The sequence below is a fragment of the Pseudarthrobacter sp. alpha12b genome (genome assembly GCF_054130495.1).
The window spans coordinates 4379757-4399631 of record NZ_CP196746.1; the positions used below are offsets into that span (position 1 = coordinate 4379757).

A 19875-nucleotide genomic window follows, 5' to 3' on the forward strand; every position below is an offset into this window, starting at 1 on the left:
AAGTGTGGATTTCCAATGGCTCGTCCCGCTCGGCGGCTTCCTCACCGTCATCGGCGGCGGGATCGGCTGGCTCATCAACCGGGCGGACAAGAAGCGTGAAAGCCGGGAGGCTGCCGTGATCCAGACGCTCAAAGACATGGTAGCAGAGCTCAAAAAGAAACTGCGGTGGTGGGAACGGCGGGACTCCCGCCGGACACGCGCTGGGGACAAGTGGCGTGGGCAGTTGCTGGCAAACCACATCAGCCCGGACCCTGCGGACTGGCCTGAGGACCCGGAGGAGAAGGACGATGAGTAGCGATTCAGTGTACGACGGTCCTCTCCGGGAGCAGGAGCTTGCGCTGGAACGGTCGCAAAAGGCCGCCCGTCGCCGGAACCTTCTAATCCTGGGCCTCGCGCTCATCGCCCTTCTGTTCGGCATCGGGATGTTGTCCCTCGCCATGGAAAACGCCCGGCTGGCGTCGGCCAATGCGGTGTACGGGCAGACGCAGCAGCAGGAGAAACAGAACCTGGCGGAGGAGTTCGACACGGCCTGCAAGACCGCGGACTTCCAGCAAACCCCCGCAGGCTCGAACATTTGCCGAAAAGCGGAGCAGGTGGCTTCTGAGCCTGGCGCTCCTCTGGCGGGTCCCCAGGGTGTGCAGGGTGTGCAGGGGCCCCGCGGTGAACAAGGCTTCCCCGGCCCGGCCGGCGCAACAGGACCGGCCGGGGCGAAGGGTGACAAGGGCGACAAAGGCGACCAGGGAATCATGGGCCTACTCGGGCTGACCGGCACCGCAGGACCCCCTGGCCCTGTTGGGGCTACCGGGCCGCAAGGCCTGACCGGCTTAACCGGAGCGCAGGGCGAGACCGGGCCTGCCGGTCCCTCTGGTCCGGCAGGCGCAGACTCCACCGTGCCGGGACCGCCTGGTCCCGCCGGCCCCCAAGGACCCACCGGACCACAAGGCGGGGACGGCCGCGGCATCCAATCCGCGTACTGCGGCAACGACGGGCGATGGCTCATCACATACACAGACGGCACCACCATGGACGGCGGCCAATGCCGCACAACACCTACACCTATTGGGGGAACACCATGAGGCCTGTTGACGCGAAATATCCCATCAGTCAGCTCTTTGCCGGGCTCGCCACCCGTGGAGTCACCGGACGCCCGGATGGCAGCGAGGTCGAGTACCTTGTGTGGCTCTACGGCGACTACCAGCCCTACGGGCACGCCGGCGTGGACATCGCCTGCCCTGTCGGGACACCCATCCGGGCCATGCGCGCCGGCGCCGTGGTCTACGCGGGCTGGGGCGAGGACCTGCCCGGCGACGACTCCTGGAGCCAGTCTGGGTACTTCCGCCGCTGGGGCATGTACAAGACCTTCCCCGGCATCGTCACCGTCATCAAGGCTGACGGCGCGGATGAGTTCGACATCTACGGCCACCAGTCCAGCAACGACGCCGTCAGCGTCGGCATGCACGTCGATGAGGGGCAGGTCATTGGCAAGTCCGGGGACACCAAGACCCGCACCGAGAAGGTAGGCCCGCACCTGCACGTGGTCACCGTCGCGGATCCGGTCAACTACTCCACCGACTGGCCGCGCATCATCTTCGGATGCATCGACCCCACCCCGCTCTTCGGCACCACAGGCATCGTCCTGCAAGGCGCCATCACCAACGCAGCAACCACCCAAGCACAAGAAGAGGACGACGAAATGCTTACCATCTTCCGCGACACCGCCTCCGCCACCCCTGATCAGACCTGGATCGGCAACGCACTCCTCAAGAGCAAGGTGCGCGACCCGCAGCACCTTGCCGACCTGCAGCTCATGGCCCGAGAAGGCAAGATGTCGATCTTCAAGGGCGGCGAAGTTCAGATCCTCCCCGAGGGGCTGTTCGGCGTAGACGTGGAGCGCCTGACGGCAGAGGCCAGCGCCCAGGCGACGGTGAAGCAACCTTTCCCGTACCGGGAGCCGCGCACCAACGAGGTCAAGGGCACCACGTCCATCGAGGCCGCCCTCGGATCCTCCGACCTGCAGTTCGTTGCCACCCGGGACGAGGTGGAGAAGTGAGCCAGTTCCTCACGGCGGTCCTCCGCACTGTCATCCCGTCGCTTTGGGGCAGCTTCATTACGTGGGCTGTGCTGCTTCTGCCGGTGCTCGCCCCGCTGCAGGACTATCTGCTGAGCCAGTCGGACGTGGTCACCACTGCCGTCACCTCGGCCGTTACCGCCGTTGTGATCGGTGCCTGGTACGCGACCTGGCGGTGGCTCCAGCCGCGGCTGCCAGTGTGGTTGGCCCGCGCTGTTCTCGGCTCCGCAAAGACGCCCTCCTACACGTCCGTCGCCTCCGTGAATCCAGCCTCTGCCACGTCCGCTGCAGCTGCCAGAGTTGCGTCCCAGTCCCTTGACCGCGTGGACGGCCCGGACCACCGAGCCTGACCCCAACCCAACCACTCAGCGCCTGTCCTGGGCGCTTTTTTCATGCCCACCTGGAGGCCCCACATGGCGTACACCTTTGACTTCATCGAAGCCCGCGACCCATCCAACACTGCAGCGTTCGCCTCGAACGCATCCATCACGATCTACGCGCCCGGGGACGCAACGAAAACCCCGCTGGCCATCACGGACACCACGGGCTCCCCGCTGCCGAACCCGATCACCGTGAACCAGTTCGGCTACGGGCCGGCGTTCATGCATGCCACCTTGGACCGTGTGGCCTGGGCCGGGGCCGGGTTCTCGAACTTCTTCACCGCCTATGAGGGCATCAAGGATGAGGCGGTGGCGGCCCGGCAGGCGGCCGAGGCTGTCCAGTCCCAGGCGGCGGCGGGGAACTTCAAGGGCTCGAAGGGCGACAAGGGCGACAAGGGAGACAAGGGCCTCGACGGGTCCAACGTACTCCCCACGGATGACGCTATCGAGCAGGCGATCAAGACCGCTGGAACGAAGACGGCTACGGCACTTTCTGCCACTTATGCGCAGCAGTGGAAGGCCAATACGGCGTACGCTGCGGGCCAGCCTGTGGTGAACCCTTCCGGAGATGTCGTCACCGCGAAGGCCGCATTCACCACTGGAGCGACCTACGACGCCACCAAGTGGAATGCGTCCACGACGACCGTCGCCAAGGTCAAGGACATCCAGGGCGGCGCGTTCCCGGCCGTCCTCCGCGCCCCGGTCCTCACCGTTGAAAAGTCGTGGCCGAACCGCGACGCCGACTACCGCATCCTCTGGACTGAGAACGCAGGGCAGACGCTCTACGCCATCGGCTACGACATGGGCGTCCGCAAATCAACAGACGGCGGGGCCACCTGGACTTTCAAGGGTTACCAGGGATTCGGCATCGCGGATACGGGCGCGTTCCTGAAGCTCGCCTCCGGCACGTTGCTGATGATGCGCCCAGGTACCCCGGCAGCGATCCAGCGCTCCACGGACGACGGCGCGACCTGGACGGCACCGTTCAACACCGCGACAACCCCGGCGTCCCGCACATCAACCTACGCGATGGGTGTGCAGTCCTGGGCGCAGGACCCGGTCAGTGGTGCGGTCTACTACGGCGAGTACGATATCGCCAACGATAAGACCACCCTGCTTGTCTACCGCTCCACGGACGACGGCGCGACCTGGCCTGTTTTCTACACCTTCCCCGGCTACGCCTCCACCGACCCCAACAAGGTCCGGCACGTCCACTCGATCGACTACGACACGGTTATGGGCCGGATGATCTTCATGATCGGCGACTCCGACCCAGCCGCCGGCATGTACCGGGTGACCGCAGACGGGACCAGCGTCGAACCGCTGCTGCTGAACCGTGATGTGCCAGGCATCCCCGACGCGGCCCGCGCCATCGGCATCATCCCGTTCGCCGACTACCTCTGCTGGACCGGCGATTCCAGCGGCAACCCGTACCTGATGCGGATGGCCCGCACAGAGATTGGGAAGGCCAACCCGATTGTTGAACGGGTCTACAGGCTCAACTCAACAGGATGGTTCACCATCAAAGCGTCCGATGACGGAAGCCGCTGGATCTTCTCGGCATCCCCGGAGAACACCAGCATCCGCATCGACCGGGCAGCACACCTGTACTCGGTTGAAGACCAGGGCAAAACGGTCTACGAGATAGGCGCACTGGCGATCCCCTCCACGGCGGGCGGCATTCCGGCTATTGCTCCTGTGGGACAGTCGCGCATTCACGGCGACATGATGTTCCTGCAAGCGCACTCCGCCGGGCGGAACGCGGTATGGAAGGTGCAGCTCGCTAAGGGCACCACGCCGCTGCCGTGGCCGATGGACTCACCGACCGCCTACCTGCCCACCACGGTCAACAGCGGGGCGGTGGATCTGGCTGCCTCACCGAACAACACCCAAGTGTTCGCGCACACCAAAGCCCCCTACTTCGCTAAGAAGCTGCACATCTTTGAGATGGGCTGCATCGGCCAAAGCGGGGACGTCAGTATGGTGCGGGTCCGGGCCAAAAAGAAGTCGGACGGGACCGTGCTGTTCAGCTCGGCGGTAGCGAGTGAGCGGGCGCAGCGCCGGGCGGAAGCCGGCGGCCCAATCATCTCCATCGACATGACGGCTGCGGATGACATCGAGTTCGAGATCTACCTCAGCGCGGTAGGAGCGGCCCGCTGCACGGCAACTGTCACCTACGGGTTCGGCCGCTAGGCGAGGACTCCATGCTGGGCCGCTCGGACATATCGTCTGGGCGGCCCAACAGGGATTCTCCCCTGGCCTTAGATGCCCGCTCGGCGGCTACCTTCGCTGCCGCAACACTCGGTGCCAGGGCGCGGACGCGCACACGCTCAACCGGATCGGACACCGGAAGGACAAAGGCGAGCCCGAGTGTCACCCACATCAGTTTCTGATCGTTGACATCCCCCGAGACAAGAGCGTTCGTCAGGGCGAAGGCGAACAGCCCTAGGAACGTTGCAAGTTGTGGCGTTGTCGCGTTCTTCAGCAGCCTCCGGGCGGCGATGACAACGAAAAGCAGCAGCGCGGCACCTACAAGCCAGCCGCCCTCAACCAAACCTTCGAGGAACAGGTTGTGGGGGTACATGCGGCCGTCAGAGTTAGTGAACTGGCTGACGTCCGCATAGCGCGGGAATGAACCCCAGCCAACGCCTTGAGGGTACTGCAAGAGCAGTGAGTAAGCGTGGTCCCATATCTGGTTTCTGGCCGCGGTGGAGGCGTCCTGTTCACCATTGAGGAACGACAGTACGCGCTCGGCCCCGGCGGACCCGTCCTGAATGGAATACCAGCCAGCGAATACTAGGGCCGTTACCCCGGCGACCAGGGCGCGCACGCGGTATTTACGGAAGGCGGGCGCGAAAGCAAGGGCAACAACGACGCCAACAACTACGGCGAGGACAGGGCCACGCCGCCCGGACGCGAAGATCATCATGAGCAGCCCGCTCGCAGCAGCGAACATGACAAGCCTCCGGAGTGTCCCGATGCCCTTAGCGAATGCCAAGACGAGAAGGATCACCGCGCCCGTTGCCATGAGCCGGGAGATGCCAATCGGGTTGATGTCAGCGAAGGCCGATCCCGTCAACGAGTCAAGCGCGCCTGCCTGGTAGGACATGATGCCGACCACGACGGCGAGTATGACCAACGCCCCCAGGAATACCCGCCGCTGCTGCGTCGTCCGCAGGACGAAGAACGGGGCAATCGCAGACACGAGTGTGAACGTGAAGAGGGTGAGGACCTTCTGCGTTCCGTAAGGTGTCGGGGTGAGAAGGAATATCGGGAAGAGGAAGAACCACCACAGCCCGAGTACGACGAAAATGCGGGGGCCTGGGCGCGTGGCAAACAGCAGGAGCGCCGAACAACCCAGGGTAACCGCCGCAGTCAGCAGGGTCAGGTCAATCGGTATCCAGCCCATGCCAGGCAGCGTCTTGACCTGCCCGCCGTAGGTAAGCACGGCTAGAGCGATGGCACCAATGAACCCCAGAAAACGCCCCAATGGACACTTCCCCCCTTGTTTTGACCGACACCCAAGAGTACCCGCTACCCGTAGCCCGCGAAGGGTCACGTAAGACCGGTTTTCTTCACTAACTGTCGGAGCCGTGGCAGGCAGTTGTACGGCTCCGGCAGTATGCTCATGCAATGACCGAATATGAGTATGAGTTCAACGCCGGGCCGGGCACCAATTGGACCAACTGTGACGCCGCCGCCGCTGACCACATGGCATCCCTTGAGGGCTTCGAGGTTCGGCGTCGGCCGGTTGGCGACTGGGAACCGTACAAGGCAGTGGCACAGCTCTGACCGATAGTCTCCGTCCATGACGCCGCAGACCAGGGGAATCGTGCCGGAGCCAGACGTACAGTGCATCAAGGCTGCGCTCGTCCTTCGGGAGGAAGCGCAGCACCAGCTGGAGATAGCTGTGGCCGACGCGCTGAAAGCAGGTGGCTCCGTGCGCGAGGTAGCAGCGTCATCCGGCATCTCCACCACCACCGTCCAGAAGTACGGCCGCTCCCACGGCTGGCCCACCAGCCAGCAGCGCGCCGGGTGGGAAGCCGACCGCGCACGGCAGGACGAGTTCACCGCTCGCATCGAGGCCGCAACGGCGGTCCTGGCGCACTTGGGGGAAGGTGTGGACGATCCTGCCACAGCCACAATTCCGGAGCCGTAGCGGCGCTTTCCACCGCTGCCAGACCGGTTAAGTGCCGTTACCTTCCCGAGACACAGAAGCGCCCCATCTCCTCGGAGGTGGGGCGCTTTCGGTGGTTAAGTGGATGGGTGGGACTCTTCGATGATCAGACCAAGTTCGTGCAGGCCGGCGCCGAGTACGAGCATGCCGACCCGCGGCCGGAGCTGGCCCCTGGGAGCGTCCGCAGGTTCGTCTACGGCGGAGAGCCCAAAATCATCGCGCAAGTCCCCCTGAAGGCCGGTGGGACGATAGAGGTCCACGGCTACGCCACTCACTACACCCAGGAGTGGGTGAGTCTGGTGTGGACGGATGATGTGTTCTCGCACTGCACGTGCTGGGTGCCAGCCGCCGACGTCCGACGCCCCGCCGAAGGCGAGTGGAAGGGACGGTACGTCCAGTTCGGTTAGGCGACCTGCACGGCCGCGGAGACCTTCTGGTAGAACTCGTCCGCGAGCTTTGCGATCCTGGCCGCGTCCAGCTGCTGGGCGCCATTCCGAGGCGTGACGGTAGCGACGACATGCGGCAGCCCATCCACACCGGTGGCGACCTGGACCAGCCACCGTTGCCCCCACGTCATCAGCGACGCACCGGTCCGGAAGGACACCATCTTGGTGAACTCCGAAGGCTCCACCTTCTTGTAGGGCCCGGCGTTGACGACCTGCAGGACGCCTTCGTAGACGCTGTCCACCGTTCCCGGCACGGCGATGTCGAACTTCTGCTGCGCGTTTGCTTGCATGTGAATCCCCCTCAGTTGGTCGAAAGTCTATCGGGCCAGCGCCGACGTGGCGATGGCCGCGCCCGCCTTCTGCGACGACGGCAGGAGGTGAGCGTACCGGGTGTCCGTGGTGCGGGTGGACTCGTGCCCAAGCCGGTGGGACAACTGGAAGAGATCCATGCCGCCGGCGATCATCCACGACGCATGCGTGTGCCGGAGGTCATGGATCCGCGCCCACTTCTCCGGATCCACCCCGGTCTTCTTCCAGGCAGGCTCCCAGGCACGCCAGTAAATGGACGACGAACGGATCGGACCGCCACGCTTGAGCCGGAAGACCAGGTCATCCCCGGCAGCCTCCACACGGGCCCTCACAAGGTCTACGGTCTGGCCGGCGAGGGGGACAGTGCGGCGGGACCGCTTCGTCTTCGGCGGCCCGATGTAGTAGCGGCTGTTCTCGTCTTCCTTCCACGCCTTGTTCACCCTCACAGTAGGGGTGGGCCCGTCCAGGTCGAAGTCCTCAGCGAAGAGTGCCGTCGCTTCCCCGACACGGAGGCCGGTGTCCACGAGGAACCCAAAGAACGGCCGGAAGAACGGGTCCATGACGGCGTCCAGGGCGTTGTATTCCTCCTTGGTGAGGAATCGCATCTGGTCCCCGGCTTCGGAGTCCTTCGGGAGCCGGATCCCAGCACAGGGGTTCCCTTCCCGATAGCCGAGGAGCTCGGCGGTGTTGAACGCGGCGGACAGGAGGCCGTGGTGGTTTGCCAGTGTCTTCGCCCGCATGGTGGTGCCCTTCTTCCGTCCGGGCTTCGCAAGCATGCCCTTGATCCACAGGACGACGTCTTCATGGGTCACAGCGGCCACCGGCATCCGGCCGAGGCTCGTGCCGTCGAAGTGGTGGGTGGTGGACTTCTTGTACCGGCCCAGTTGGTCCGGTCCGACGTCGGTGAGGAGGCTGATGTGCTTGTGGATGAGCTGGACGACGGTGGGGCCGCCCAAGCCTGCGTTGTCCATGGCCCGTTGGGCGGCAGCAAGGGAGTGCCCATTGGCCTCCAGGAGGGCCTTCCAGATCTCGGCCTGCTCCCTCGTGGGGAGGGTCATGTTGTCCGGAACGCCCTCATACCGCCACCGCAGGAGGAAGGAAGATCCCTTCTTGCCTGGGCGTTCTTTGATGCTTGCCATGGATAGCAACTCCTCTGGTTTGTACACGTGAACCATACTTTTGTGCACAGACAATAAAAAAGCCCCGGAAATCCGGGGCTTTTTTGGCGGAGACGGGGGGATTTGAACCCCCGGTCGAGTTTAACCCCGACCCTTCATTAGCAGTGAAGTCCATTCGGCCGCTCTGGCACGTCTCCAGTTGCTATCACTAGCCCACCAAGGATACGCAGATCCGGCCATGCAGTGCAAAACGGTGCCCGCCAAAGCGCCTGCACCGGCGGCCAGGGTCCGGGTGTTTCGCGGTCAGCGCTGCGCCGGGCGGACCATCCTGATTTCCGGCAGGTCCTCCCATTCCGGCAGGACGTCCCGGGCACCGTCAGGTTTGAAGCCGAAGCGGCGGTAGAAACCGATGGCGCGACTGTTGCCGGCGGCCACCCAGAGGCTCGCCGCATTGGTGCCAATGGCTGCGTCGAGCAGCCGGCCGCCCAGGCCAAGGCCCTGGTGCGAGGCCAGCAGGTACAACCCCCACAGCTCCAGGTCTCCGGAAGACGGCGGCGGGTGCCCTTCGGGGGAACCGGGGGCAGGCAGCCGGCGGGAACCTGCAAACCCCACCACCGTCCCGCGGTCGCACGCCACCCACGCCTCGGCGGGGTCGGGGCGGTCCAGCAGGTGCCGCCAGAGCCGCAGCCGGTCCGTAGGGTCCACCGCAGCGAGGAAGCTGTCGGACAGCATGCCCCGGTAGGTCTCCTGCCAGCAGCGGACGTGCACCTGGGCCAGCCGCTCAACGTCCCCGGCATCGGCCCTCCGGACCGCCAGCCCAGGCGTCAGGGCGCTCAGCCCGCCAGCGCTTTCCACAGGAAGTGCTGGCTGCGCGCCTGCAGTGCAGCGGCCTGCCGGTTGTCGGAGGCGCCGGCGTGGCCACCTTCCAGGGCTTCGTGGAACCACACGTTGGGGATGCCCATGGCCAGCATCCGGGCTGCCATCTTCCTCGCCTGGACGGGGCCGACGCGGTCATCCGAGGTTGCCGTCCAGATGAACGTTTCGGGATACTCCACCGCGTCCCTGAGCAGGTGATAGGGCGAGAAGGTCCTGATGTACTCCCACTGTTCGGGAACGTCCGGGTCCCCGTACTCGGCAATCCACGAGTGCCCGGCGGAGAGTTTGGTGTAGCGGCGCATGTCCAGCAGGGGCACCCCGCAGGAGACGGCCCTGAACAGTTCCGGGTACCGGGTGAGCATGTTCCCCACCAGGAGGCCGCCGTTGGAACCGCCCACGCAGCCCAGCCGCCGCGGCGAGGTGACCCCGCGCGAGATGAGGTCGCGGGCCACGGCTGCGAAGTCCTCGTAGGCGCGGTGCCGGTTTTCCTTCAGCGCGGCCCGGTGCCAGGCCGGGCCGTATTCGCCGCCGCCGCGGATGTTCGCCACCACGTACACTCCGCCGCGCGAGTGGGGGGCCTTCCCGTCGCCTCCGTCCGAGAGCGTGGTGCGCCGCTCCAGCCATGCCCTGCCTACGGTGCCGCTGTATGCGGGCGTCCGCGAAACCTCAAACCCGCCGTAGCCGGACAGCTGGGTGGGGTTCTGCCCGTCCAATGCCAGGCCACGCGGAGCTACCTGGAAGTACGGAACCCGGGTGCCGTCGTCGGACACGGCGAAGTGCTGCTCCACCTCATAGTCACCATCGGCAAAGAACGACGGCGAGGCCTTGATTGTCGAATGCCGGCTCACCACGCCGGACGTCCCGGCGCCGCCGGCCTCCAGGGTCCCGCGCATCAGGGTGGTTGGGGTGGTGAAGCCGGTGGCAATGAGCCAGAAGTCGTCCCCCGCGCCGCCGTCGGCCGGTGCCTCATCCTCGTCATCCACGGCGTAGGCGTTCACGTCATGCAGCGGCGGGCAGGCGTCCAGGATGGTGGCCGTCCAGCCACCGTCCGGGCCGCCGGAGGGCCGGGACGGGTCCAGCACCCGGATTTCGGAGGAGACGTCCTTGAGCAGGTTGAGCAGCAGGAAGTTCCGGGTCCAGCTCCAGGACTGCAGGGAGGTGTGGGCATCGGGAGTAAAAAGCGCGGTGAGCTGCCGGCCACCGGCAAGATAGTCCTCGAAATTGGCGGCAAGCAGGGCCCCGGACGGGTAGGTGGTGCCGTCCACAGTCCAGTCCTGCTGCGGGCGGAAGAGAAGCCATTCCCGGTGGGCGCTGACGTTGACATCCGTGGGCACATCGATCGGCGTCCAGCCACCATCCCGCAGCACAAAGTTGGTGCGGTTGAAGAAGTCGATGTAGTCCACGGCGAAGGTGCGCTCAAAGCCGGGAGTGGAGTCGTGTGCAGCCACGGCCATCATATGGTCTTCCGGCACCTCGAACAGGCGCGGGGCAGCCGCCAGGGAATCGCCGCGCTTGAGGGACACTGCCGTTCGCGCGTAGGAGGATGCTGTTTTGGGCAGGCCGTCTGCGGTGGAGGCAACCAGCAGCGTATCGGCATCCAGCCAGGACACGTTGCCCTTCGCCGTCGGCAGGTCGAACCCGCCCCGGGCTGGATCCACAAAGCCGCGTGCCTCGACGTCGAACTCCCGGTAGCGGTTCGCGTCGCCGCCGTCGGGGGAGAGGGCAAGCAGCGCCAGCCGGTAGGGCTCGCCGGCTGTCGGGCGCAGGAACGTGGCGCCGTGGAACACCCACTCTTCGCCTTCGGCGCGGGACAGCTCATCAACGTCCAGCAGGACGTCCCATTCGGGGGAATCGGTGAGGTAGCTCTCCCAGGTGGTGCGCCGCCAAAGGCCCTTGGGGTTCTTCCCGTCCTTCCAGAAGTTGTAGTACCAGTCGCCGCGCTTGCCCACCATGGCGATCCGGTCCGTGGAGTCCAGAACCTCCAGGATCCCTGTTTCCAGTTCCGCGTAGCCGCCGTCCTCCAGCAGGTCCTCGGTGCGGGAGTTTTGCTCCTTGACCCAGGCCAGTTGTTCCTCGCCGTAAATGTCCTCCAGCCACACATTCTCGTCGACGGGTTCCGGTGCGGTTTCCCGGGAGGCGGTGCCGGAGGTGTCCTGGCCGGGACCGGGAACGGACGCTTGATCAGCTGCTGTGGTGGTCATGCGCCCCATCCAAACAACATCCCCCAACGCTGGCAAGTCAAGCGGCCCGCGCACAGCGGATACGCTGGATGCCGTGGAATTATCGCAGAGCAACCGGGCCGTCATCATCGGCGGCGGCCCCCGTGGCACCAGCGTGCTGGAGCGGCTGCTCGCCCACACGGCCGGCGGCTCCGCCCGGCTGCACATCGACGTCGTGGACCCCTACCCTGCAGGCTCCGGGCATGTCTGGCAGCCCAGCCAGTCCCGGCTGTTCCTCATGAACACGCAGTCCTTCTACCCCACGCTGATACCCGAGGACACCACGCTTCCCGCGCCTGTTGCCGGCACCACCTTCGACCAGTGGCGGGCGGGGCAGCGGCGGGACCCGCTGCCGGCCCTCACCGAAGAGGAACGGGCGGAGCTGGCAGTGCTGGGATCAGATGATTTCCCCAGCCGCGCCATCTACGGCCGCTACCTTCGCTGCACCCTGGAGGAGTTGCTGGCCAAGGCTCCCGACGGCGTGACGATCGAATTCCACCAAACGTCCGCACTGTCCGTGCGCCCCGTGGATGACGGAATGTTCGACGTCGGCCTGGCCGCCGGGGCAACCATTCGGGCCGGCTCCGTGGTGCTGGCCCTGGGACACATCCCTTCCCGGCTAAACCCGGAACAGAGGGAGCTTCAGGCCGCCGCCGGGCAGCTGGGCCTGCAGTACTTTCCACCCGCCGTCCCCGCGGATGTGGAGTGGTCCCGGATCCCTGCCGGTGAGCCCGTCCTGGTCCGCGGCATGGGGCTGAACTTCTTCGACACCATGGGCCAGCTCACTGAAGGCCGCGGCGGAAAGTTCATGTCCACCGGCAGCCGCCTTGAGTACGAACCCTCCGGCCAGGAACCCCTGATCATCGCGGCGTCCCGGCGCGGAACCCCGTACCGGGCAAAAGCGGCCCTGGACGGTTACTACGCCTCCTCCGTCACGCTCCGCTACCTCACCGACGCCGCCATCGAGCGGCTGGCCAAGGCAGGAATCCGCCCGGCGTTCGATCACGACCTGTGGCCGCTGCTGCACCGCGACGCACTGTGGGCGTACTACTCAACGCTGGTGCGCTCGCAGCCCGGCGCGGTGCCCGATGCGGCGGCGTTCCTCGCGGCACTGGAGGAAGCCCTGCGGCCGCACGCGCACAGCGCCGCGAAATGGGAGGACGGCGTGGAGAGCGTCCTGGCCGTCCACGTGGGTCCCCGGCACCGCCTGGATCTGCCGGGGCTTGCCGCCCCCCTGGCGGGGCGCTCATTCGCCTCCCGCGGTGAGCATGACGCCGCGGTGGTGGAGTTCCTGCTGGACGATGCACGCCGTTCGGCGCTCGGCGAGGACGACCCCGTCAAAATGGCCATCGGGGCGCTGCACCACGGACGCGCCGTCCTCAAAACGGCAGTGGCCGACGGCGGCATCACCGATGAATCGTGGGTCGCCGGGCTGCGTGGCTGGTTTGAGTCCTTCGTGGAGGGCCTGGCCAGCGGTCCGCCGGCGCTGCGCGCCGAACAGCTCGCCGCGCTGGCAAGGGCCGGAGTGGTCAGCTTTGTTGGGCCGGATCCCAAATTCGGTGTGGACCGGAAGTCGGCGCTGTTTACCGCGTCCTCGCCGTGGGTTGCCGGCCCGCCGGCCACCGCGCGGACCATGGTGGAGGCCCTTGCCCCGGGCAACCGGGTATCGGCCAACGATTCACCGGTCCTGGAGCAGCTCCTGGCCGACGGACTGGTGCGGCCCAAGCTCATGATGACCGCCGAAGGGGCTCCCGTCGAGTCCACCGGCCTGGACGTGGAGCCCCACCCGTACCGCCCGATTGCCGCCAACGGGTCCGTGACCGAGGGCCTCTTTGTGCTGGGACTGCAGTTGTCATCAACCCAGTGGGGTACCGCCATCGCCGCCGAAGCACTCCAGCCCGGCGGACCCGCCTACCGCAGCGGCCAGCGCAGCCTCCGGGATGCCGACGAGATCGCGGTCGCCATCCTGCAGCGCTGGCCGAAGTCCCGCTGATCTTCCAAACCCCCGCTCACCTTTGACGGTAGAACAGCAGCGCCCGCTCACCTTTGGCGAGCGGGCGCTGCTGTCACGGCGGCCGCGGGGTAGTGCCGTCGAGTGTCTTTCCTTTAGCCGCGCAGGCAGGCGCGGTAGGCGGCCATGGCCTGGCCGTAGTTCGCCTGGCCTCTGACATCAGCCGGGCGGGTGGGCTTGACCGGCGGAACGCAGACCGGCTGGGACGGGGTGTCCGCCCCGACCATGACGGCCACCTTCACCACGGTGCCGGACTCGACGGCGGTGAGCACCAAGGTGCCCGCGCCCGCCGCGGTTCCGGCGGGGACTGCCAGGCTCACGGAAGCCGCACCGGAGGTCACCGGAACGGTGCCCAGCAGGGTCACCTTTCCGGCCGCGTCCGTGAACGCCGCCACCAGCGCTGTGTTCACCGGGCTACCCAGGGACGTCAGGTCCAGTTTCGACAGGGCCAGGGTGACCGGTTCACCGGGCTTGACCTCAGCGGCAGTGGTGTTGGTGACAGCCACCGAACGCCGGGCAAAGTCCGGGGACACCGGGCTGCTCCTCTGGAGGTACCCGATCCAGGCATCCCGGTCCACCAGCCCGGAATCGCGGGTGTTGGTGCCCGCGGTGAAGATCCGGAAGTTGTCGCCACCGGTTGCCAGGAAGCTGAACGTTCCCACCCGGTACGACTTGGCCGGGTCCAGCAGTTCGCCGTTCACCCGTATCGAGGTGATCCTGTCGCCTGCGGCACGTGCTGCGTCGTAGGTGTAGTTCACGTTCTGTGACAGGCCCAGCTGCAGGTAGGCGCGGCTGGGAACCGTGCCGTCCGGGTTGGTCTGCCACTGCTGTTCCAGCAGGGTCTTGAACTGCGCACCTGTGAGGGACGTGGTCCACAGGTTGTTCACGAACGGCAGGACCGCGTTGGCCTCGGCGTAGGTGATGGTTCCGTCCGGGGCGTAGTACAGCTCGTTGCGCAGGCCGCCGGGATTGACGACGCCGATCTCCGCGCCGCCGAGCTCAGCCGGCTGCAGGGAGGAGAGCAGGGAGTCGGCCACCAGGTTGCCCAGGGTGGATTCGTTGCCGCGGTCGTCGCGCTTGGCGGTGCCGGTGGCGTCAGTGGTGAAGGCCGTGGTGATGTCCTTGGTGACCGAGCCGACGGGCTGGTTGCCCACAACGGCGGCGTCCGCGAGGGCCTTCTTGACGATGGCATCCACGGCGGCCACGCGCGGATAGGCAGCCACCAGGTCTGCCGCCGGGTCCGTGGTGCGCTTGACGTTGCCGGCCTTGTATGCGGTCACCTGTTTGGTTGCCGTGTCCACGGTCAGCTGGATTTGGCCCACGTTCTCGCCGTAATTTCCGGTCTGCACGATCGGCCGGGTCTTGCCCGCCGCGCCGGGGACGGGCGCGTCCCAGGCGTACTCCTTGTGGGTGTGGCCGGTGAAGATGGCGTCCACCTCGGGGGACGTTTCGGTGACCAGTTTCGCGAAAGGCCCGCCGGCTGCCACTTCCTGCTCCAGTGTGGCGCCTTCCACCACACCCGAGCCGGCGCCGTCGTGATCCTCCACGATGATCACGTCGGCGAGCTTGTCCGCGGTGATCTTTGCTGCCACCCGGTTGATGGCGTCCACCGGGTCCCCGAAGTCGAGATCGGCGATGCCGGCGGGTGTCACCAGGGAGGGGACCTCCTGGGTGACGGTGCCGATCACGGCAACCTTGATCCCGTTCAGGTCCACCACCGTGTACTCCGGAAGGACCGGCTCGGTAGTGCCCTTCCTGTAGACGTTGGCACCCAGGTAGGGGAACGTGGCGTTCGTACCGCCCGCGATGACGCGGTCGCGCAGGTCCGCCCAGCCGCCGTCGAACTCGTGGTTGCCCACGGCAGACGCCTTCAGCTCCAGGGCGTTCAGCACGTCGATGGTGGGTTGGTCCTTGGCAACCGCGGAGGCGAACAGGGATGCACCAATGTTGTCACCGGCGGACAGGAACGCCGTGGCGCCCGGAGCGGCCGCGGCGCGGAGCTTCTCGATGGTCCCGGCGAACTGGACCGTGTTGGTGTCGATCCTGCCGTGGAAGTCGTTGATATTCAGGAGGTTCAGGTCAACGGTGGCAGGGGTAACCGGGAGGTCCAGGCCTACCACCACGGGATCGTGGTCGCTGGCGCGGAACTGGTCCGGTACGTAGTAGTCGGTGACGTTGTTGTTGTAGCGGCTGTACTCCAGCGCCACGGACTCCACCGAGTTGATGTTCCAGATGTCCGCTCCGGTGACGACAGCGTTGGCCGCCGGGGAGGCGAGGATGTGGTCCAGCGAGCCCACCAGGCCGCCGAAGAGGTAGGAGTGCTTGGCGGTACCGCCGGCGTTCCTGGCTTTGTCGTCCTGGTTGACATACCCCGCGCCGGTGAGGACGTTGATCGGGTCTTCCTTGCCGTACGAGTTGAAATCGCCGATCAGGAACACTTTGTCGGTGCCCTTTGACTTCTGCAGCTCGTCAGAGAACGCCAGCAGGGACTGCGCCTGGGCGGTGCGGGCGAGGTTCGAATTGCCTTGGCCCTTGTCCGTGTCGTCCGGCGTTGCTGCCGAGCCCTTGGACTTGAAGTGGTTGGCGATCGCGATGAATTTCTTCTCATCGGGGGCGCCGACGGGCTTGAACACCTGTGCGAGCGGCTTGCGGGCACTGGCGAAGGCCACGGTGTCGTTGTGGATGATGGACTCACCCACGGGTTCGGCCGCCGCCTTCTTGAAAATGAACGCGGTGCGGATCATGTCCTCGTCAGCCAGCGGGGGTGCGTTCGCGGGAGTGCGGACGTAGTCCCAGATGCCCGGGGTGGGGATGTTGAAGGCCTCCACGAGCTTGGCCAGGGCGTCGTCCCGGTTCTTGCCGAACTGCGCGGAGTTTTCGACCTCCATCAGGGTGACGACGTCGGCGCCGGACTTGCTGATGGCGGCGACGATCTTGTCCTGCTGGCGCTTGAAGTTTTCGGCATTGGCCGCGCCGCGGACGTTGCAACCGCCGCTGACGGTGATGGGGTTGCCTGCGCGGTCGGTGTAGAACTTGCAGCCGGCGATCTGGTCGCCGGTGGTCGGGAAGTAGTTCAGCACGTTGAACGACGCGATTTTCAGGTTGCCCCCCACGGCCGCCGGAGCCTCCGTGCGGGTGGCTCCGAAGCTGGCCGGCTGGACCGTGGACTTGTTGCCCTCGGTCAGGTGGGTCAGCGGCTGCAGCTTCCAGGAGTTGTTGGCGTAGCCCAGCACCACGTTGGTGGTGAAGGTGGCCGGGGAGCCCACCCGGACGGGGTCCGTGGTGGTCAGGTACGGCAGAACCTCGGCCTTGGTGGTTGCGTCCTTGAGGAAGTTGGTGCTGGAGCCGTCGTCGAGCTTGATGCCCCGGGCAGCGTTGTCTGCAACGGTCGCGGTGTACTCGGCCGAGCCATACGGTGCCACTGCCGTGGGTTGCACCAGGGGCGTGGTACCGCCTGCCAGCCCGATCTCGCCGTACTGGTTCAGGCTGTAGTTGTCGCTCACTGTCATGGGGCCCTGGGGTGCCAGCAGCATGCCTTCCAGTGATTCGCGGAAGGTGTCCGTGGCGGGGAGGGTGAAGACGGTGGGCTTGACCTCGGGCGCGGCGTCGGTGAGCTTGGTAAGGCCCGCGGCCGCCGTGACGTTGAGCTGGGTCATCCCGTAGTACTCGGCCACGGTTCCGGTCACCTGCACGTAGTCGCCGGCCTGCACCGACCCCACTGTGGCGGGGGAGTAGACAAAGATGCCGTCCGATGCGGCGTGGTTGGTGGCCGTCGGGTCGCCGCCGGTGCCGGGGGTCTGGATGTAGTAGCCGTTGAGCCCGCCCGTGGGGAAGGCTGCGGTGACTTTGCCTTTGGTGGTGACGGTGGCCCCGGCCATGGGGCTTTCCGTGCCCGTTCCCTGGATTTCGGCGATGGTCGTGGCCACGGGATCGGGGGTGGGGGCCGGCGTCGGATCCGGAGTGGGAACAGCGCCGCCGGCGGACGTCGGCGTGATGGCAGGCGTGAGCGTGAAGTCCGCGGCGTTGCTGTTGCTGTCCGCGCCGGCCGTCCGGTTCAGGCTTTTCACGTCGGTGTTCGAGGCGGGTGCCGCTGCGGCCTGGGTCTCGAAGGTGTTGGACGTGCCGTAGCCCAGGAGATCGGCCACGCCTGCGGGCTCCACGACGGAGCCGGTGGAAAGTCCGACGGCGGTGGGTTGCTTGGCGAGCACGATGGTTCCGCCGCTGCCGCCAAAGTTGAGGGCGCCGGCTACAAGGTCAGGCTTGGGCAGGTCGGCGCCGTTGGTGCCGTTGCTTCCGCCCTGCACCAGGTAGTAACCCTTCGCAGGGATGGATCCCGCCAGGGCGGCTACCCCGCTTGGCGCCGCAGTGCCGGTGGCGGAGCGGTACTGCACGGACCAGCCGTCAAGCAACACGGGGGCGTCCGAGGTGTTGTACAGCTCAACGAATTTGTTCTTGTACGCGGCGCCGCTGCTGCCGCCGCTCAGGTAGGCCTCGTTGATGACAACGGGGGAGGTGCCGGCCGCGGCTGAGACCTCCGCGGCCGCCGGGACAGCTGCCAGCGGGGCTGCGATGAGCCCCGCGGACAGCGCCGTGCCCAGCGCTAACTTCCAGGGTGTGTGTTGCATCCGCTCTTACTTTCATTGAGGAGTCCCGGGTGGGTGGCCCGGTGGGGTGCGTTCATGCGGTACGGATCGGACTGGGACCGGTTTGTGCTCCTGGCCAAATGGTTGTCCAGGCACATGACAACAGCACGGAATGAACGCAAGGTGGCTGGAGCGTGCATTCGGCAGGGCGTTCCCCAGCGGAGCGCCCTGCCGTCCGGAACGGGCTTCCCCAACCCGTTCCGGAGATGCTGTTGGCGGGAGTGATGACTGCCGGCAAAACCAAAGGTGTGCCGGCAGTCACAAACGATACCCGCCGGTAGCTTCACGGCGAGGGGTTTGAGGAGGTTTACTCCAAAGAATTTACGTTCCGGCAACACGGGCCTGCCCGCAGCGGCAGGGTTCGGGCGTTAAAGCAAAAAACCCCTGGCGGCCGGTGCCGGCTGCCAGGGGTTCCCTTGCGGAAGGTAAGAGATTCGAACTCTTGGTACGGGGTTACCGCACACTGGTTTTCAAGACCAGCTCCTTCGGCCGCTCGGACAACCTTCCTCAGCTAGTAGTGTTTCATAGGCACTTGCCTGCAACAAAACAGGCCCGGGGAAGCGCCCGGTGCACACTGGTTGCAGCCAGGATTTGAGTCAGGAACGGGAGAGGTCCATGAAAGCCGTCTATATATCGGAACCGGGCGGCCCGGAAGTGCTGGAAGTGCGGGACGTGGACGCCCCGGTGCCCGGCCAGGGCGAGGTGCTCATCGATGTGGTGGCCGCCGGCCTGAACCGGGCCGATGTCCAGCAGCGCCGCGGGTTCTACCCGCCGCCTCCCGGTGCCTCCGAGGTCCCCGGGCTGGAAGTGTCAGGCAGGATCGCGGGCTTTGGCCCCGGCGTCAGCAGGCCCTTCTCGCTGGGGGACAAAGTAGTGGCCCTGCTGGCAGGCGGCGGCTATGCCCAGCAGGTGGCGGTTCCGGCCGAGCAGGTGCTGCGCGTGCCCGAAGGCGTTGACCTGGTCACTGCCGCGTCGCTGCCGGAAGTGGCTGCAACGGTCTACTCCAACCTGATCATGACGGCGCAGCTGCAGCCGGGCGAGACGGTCCTGATCCATGGGGCCACCGGCGGGATCGGCACCATGGCCATCCAGCTCGCCAAGGCCTTCGGTGCCAAAGTGGCCACGACGGCCGGTACCGATGAGAAGGTCAGCACCGCTAAAGCGTTCCTGGGCGCGGACATCGCCATCAATTACGCCGAGGAGGACTTCCCCGAGAGCCTTCGGCGGCAGAATGGCGGCAAGGGCGCGGATGTCATCCTGGATGTGGTGGGGGCCAAGTACCTCCAGCAGAATGTGGACGCCCTTGCCGATTATGGACGCCTGGTGGTGATCGGCCTTCAGGGCGGCACAAAGGGGGAGCTGGACCTGGGGCTGCTTCTGAAGAAGCGGGCGGCGGTGGTGGCCACTGCCCTGCGGCCCAGGCCGGTGGCGGAAAAGGGTGCCATCATGACCGCTGTCAGGGACGCCGTGTGGCCGCTCGTGGCCGATGGCAGGATCCGTCCTCTGGTAGCCAAGACCTTTCCCCTGGACCAGGTCGCGGCGGCCCACCGGTATTTCGACGGCGGCGACCATGTAGGCAAGGTCCTCCTGGTCATGTAGAACCCTCGATACATACCCGGTATTGCCAA

The 19875-nt window shown here is 66.2% G+C and carries 16 protein-coding genes and 2 tRNA genes; 10 read left to right on the plus strand and 8 right to left on the minus strand.

The features are described from left to right. Positions 1-4: 4 nt before the first annotated feature. The 5 genes from ACTAQI_RS20370 (at position 5) to ACTAQI_RS20390 (ending at position 4641) form a co-directional block, all read left to right on the plus strand. Complete coding sequence (locus ACTAQI_RS20370) at positions 5-295, plus strand: hypothetical protein (RefSeq protein WP_457948320.1); 291 nt, start codon at positions 5-7, stop codon at positions 293-295. After that, positions 288-1076, plus strand: a complete 789-nt coding sequence (locus tag ACTAQI_RS20375; protein WP_457948322.1) for a hypothetical protein — start codon at positions 288-290, stop codon at positions 1074-1076. Before ACTAQI_RS20370 ends, ACTAQI_RS20375 begins: the two co-directional genes overlap by 8 nt. Beyond that, positions 1037-2050, plus strand: a complete 1014-nt coding sequence (locus ACTAQI_RS20380) for a M23 family metallopeptidase (protein WP_457948324.1) — start codon at positions 1037-1039, stop codon at positions 2048-2050. The genes ACTAQI_RS20375 and ACTAQI_RS20380 overlap by 40 nt, the downstream gene beginning before the upstream one ends. After that, positions 2047-2418 carry a hypothetical protein gene (locus ACTAQI_RS20385; RefSeq protein WP_457948326.1) on the plus strand — a complete coding sequence of 124 codons (372 nt, stop codon included), beginning with the start codon at positions 2047-2049 and terminating at the stop codon, positions 2416-2418. The genes ACTAQI_RS20380 and ACTAQI_RS20385 overlap by 4 nt, the downstream gene beginning before the upstream one ends. A 63-nt stretch (positions 2419-2481) precedes the next feature. Beyond that, the gene (locus ACTAQI_RS20390) at positions 2482-4641 is read left to right on the plus strand and encodes a WD40/YVTN/BNR-like repeat-containing protein (protein WP_457948328.1); all 2160 of its coding nucleotides are present in this window, start codon (positions 2482-2484) and stop codon (positions 4639-4641) included. On the opposite strand, the gene ACTAQI_RS20395 is transcribed toward ACTAQI_RS20390, so the two are convergent. Continuing rightward, positions 4619-5938, minus strand: coding sequence for an O-antigen ligase family protein (locus ACTAQI_RS20395; RefSeq protein ID WP_457948330.1), 1320 nt, complete (start codon positions 5936-5938; stop codon positions 4619-4621). The genes ACTAQI_RS20390 and ACTAQI_RS20395 overlap by 23 nt on opposite strands. Positions 5939-6081: 143 nt before the next feature. Between ACTAQI_RS20395 and ACTAQI_RS20400 the strand changes: the two genes are divergently transcribed. The 3 genes from ACTAQI_RS20400 (at position 6082) to ACTAQI_RS20410 (ending at position 7032) form a co-directional block, all read left to right on the plus strand. Further along, complete coding sequence (locus tag ACTAQI_RS20400) at positions 6082-6240, plus strand: hypothetical protein (RefSeq protein ID WP_457948332.1); 159 nt, start codon at positions 6082-6084, stop codon at positions 6238-6240. A gap of 16 nt (positions 6241-6256) precedes the next feature. Next, positions 6257-6607, plus strand: a complete 351-nt coding sequence (locus ACTAQI_RS20405; protein ID WP_457948334.1) for a hypothetical protein — start codon at positions 6257-6259, stop codon at positions 6605-6607. 107 nt (positions 6608-6714) lie between these two features. Continuing rightward, complete coding sequence (locus ACTAQI_RS20410; protein ID WP_457948336.1) at positions 6715-7032, plus strand: hypothetical protein; 318 nt, start codon at positions 6715-6717, stop codon at positions 7030-7032. Here the strand turns inward: ACTAQI_RS20410 and ACTAQI_RS20415 are convergent. The 5 genes from ACTAQI_RS20415 to ACTAQI_RS20435 all read right to left on the minus strand — a co-directional run bounded on the left by ACTAQI_RS20415 (position 7029) and on the right by ACTAQI_RS20435 (position 11575). Then, positions 7029-7361, minus strand: coding sequence for a hypothetical protein (locus tag ACTAQI_RS20415; protein WP_457948338.1), 333 nt, complete (start codon positions 7359-7361; stop codon positions 7029-7031). The genes ACTAQI_RS20410 and ACTAQI_RS20415 overlap by 4 nt on opposite strands. Before the next feature lie 27 nt (positions 7362-7388). Beyond that, positions 7389-8519, minus strand: a complete 1131-nt coding sequence (locus ACTAQI_RS20420; protein WP_457948340.1) for a tyrosine-type recombinase/integrase — start codon at positions 8517-8519, stop codon at positions 7389-7391. An 84-nt stretch (positions 8520-8603) separates the two neighbouring features. After that, positions 8604-8695: transfer RNA gene (locus ACTAQI_RS20425), tRNA-Ser, on the minus strand. A gap of 106 nt (positions 8696-8801) precedes the next feature. Next, a complete protein-coding gene (locus tag ACTAQI_RS20430) occupies positions 8802-9353 on the minus strand; it encodes a GNAT family N-acetyltransferase (RefSeq protein WP_457948342.1) in 552 nt (183 codons plus the stop codon). Continuing rightward, on the minus strand, positions 9332-11575 hold the full coding sequence (locus tag ACTAQI_RS20435; RefSeq protein WP_457948344.1) for a prolyl oligopeptidase family serine peptidase: 2244 nt from the start codon (positions 11573-11575) through the stop codon (positions 9332-9334). Before ACTAQI_RS20435 ends, ACTAQI_RS20430 begins: the two co-directional genes overlap by 22 nt. A 73-nt stretch (positions 11576-11648) precedes the next feature. Between ACTAQI_RS20435 and ACTAQI_RS20440 the strand changes: the two genes are divergently transcribed. Next, positions 11649-13586, plus strand: a complete 1938-nt coding sequence (locus ACTAQI_RS20440; RefSeq protein WP_457948345.1) for an FAD/NAD(P)-binding protein — start codon at positions 11649-11651, stop codon at positions 13584-13586. Between the two features lie 113 nt (positions 13587-13699). Here the strand turns inward: ACTAQI_RS20440 and ACTAQI_RS20445 are convergent, their stop codons facing one another. Then, positions 13700-18229, minus strand: coding sequence for an ExeM/NucH family extracellular endonuclease (locus ACTAQI_RS20445; protein WP_457948347.1), 4530 nt, complete (start codon positions 18227-18229; stop codon positions 13700-13702). A gap of 437 nt (positions 18230-18666) precedes the next feature. Next, positions 18667-18754: transfer RNA gene (locus ACTAQI_RS20450), tRNA-Ser, on the minus strand. A gap of 108 nt (positions 18755-18862) precedes the next feature. Here ACTAQI_RS20450 and ACTAQI_RS20455 point away from each other — a divergent pair. Continuing rightward, on the plus strand, positions 18863-19846 hold the full coding sequence (locus ACTAQI_RS20455; protein ID WP_457948349.1) for an NAD(P)H-quinone oxidoreductase: 984 nt from the start codon (positions 18863-18865) through the stop codon (positions 19844-19846). The last annotated feature ends 29 nt before the right edge of the window (positions 19847-19875 follow it).

Coding starts and splice junctions, on each gene's coding strand:
- ACTAQI_RS20375 (WP_457948322.1), top strand. CDS start 288: ATGAGTAGCGATTCAGTGTACGACGGTCCTCTCCGGGAGCAGGAGCTT.
- ACTAQI_RS20415 (WP_457948338.1), bottom strand. CDS start 7,361: ATGCAAGCAAACGCGCAGCAGAAGTTCGACATCGCCGTGCCGGGAACG.
- ACTAQI_RS20445 (WP_457948347.1), bottom strand. CDS start 18,229: ATGCAACACACACCCTGGAAGTTAGCGCTGGGCACGGCGCTGTCCGCG.
- ACTAQI_RS20435 (WP_457948344.1), bottom strand. CDS start 11,575: ATGACCACCACAGCAGCTGATCAAGCGTCCGTTCCCGGTCCCGGCCAG.
- ACTAQI_RS20400 (WP_457948332.1), top strand. CDS start 6,082: ATGACCGAATATGAGTATGAGTTCAACGCCGGGCCGGGCACCAATTGG.
- ACTAQI_RS20455 (WP_457948349.1), top strand. CDS start 18,863: ATGAAAGCCGTCTATATATCGGAACCGGGCGGCCCGGAAGTGCTGGAA.
- ACTAQI_RS20390 (WP_457948328.1), top strand. CDS start 2,482: ATGGCGTACACCTTTGACTTCATCGAAGCCCGCGACCCATCCAACACT.
- ACTAQI_RS20405 (WP_457948334.1), top strand. CDS start 6,257: ATGACGCCGCAGACCAGGGGAATCGTGCCGGAGCCAGACGTACAGTGC.
- ACTAQI_RS20420 (WP_457948340.1), bottom strand. CDS start 8,519: ATGGCAAGCATCAAAGAACGCCCAGGCAAGAAGGGATCTTCCTTCCTC.
- ACTAQI_RS20380 (WP_457948324.1), top strand. CDS start 1,037: ATGCCGCACAACACCTACACCTATTGGGGGAACACCATGAGGCCTGTT.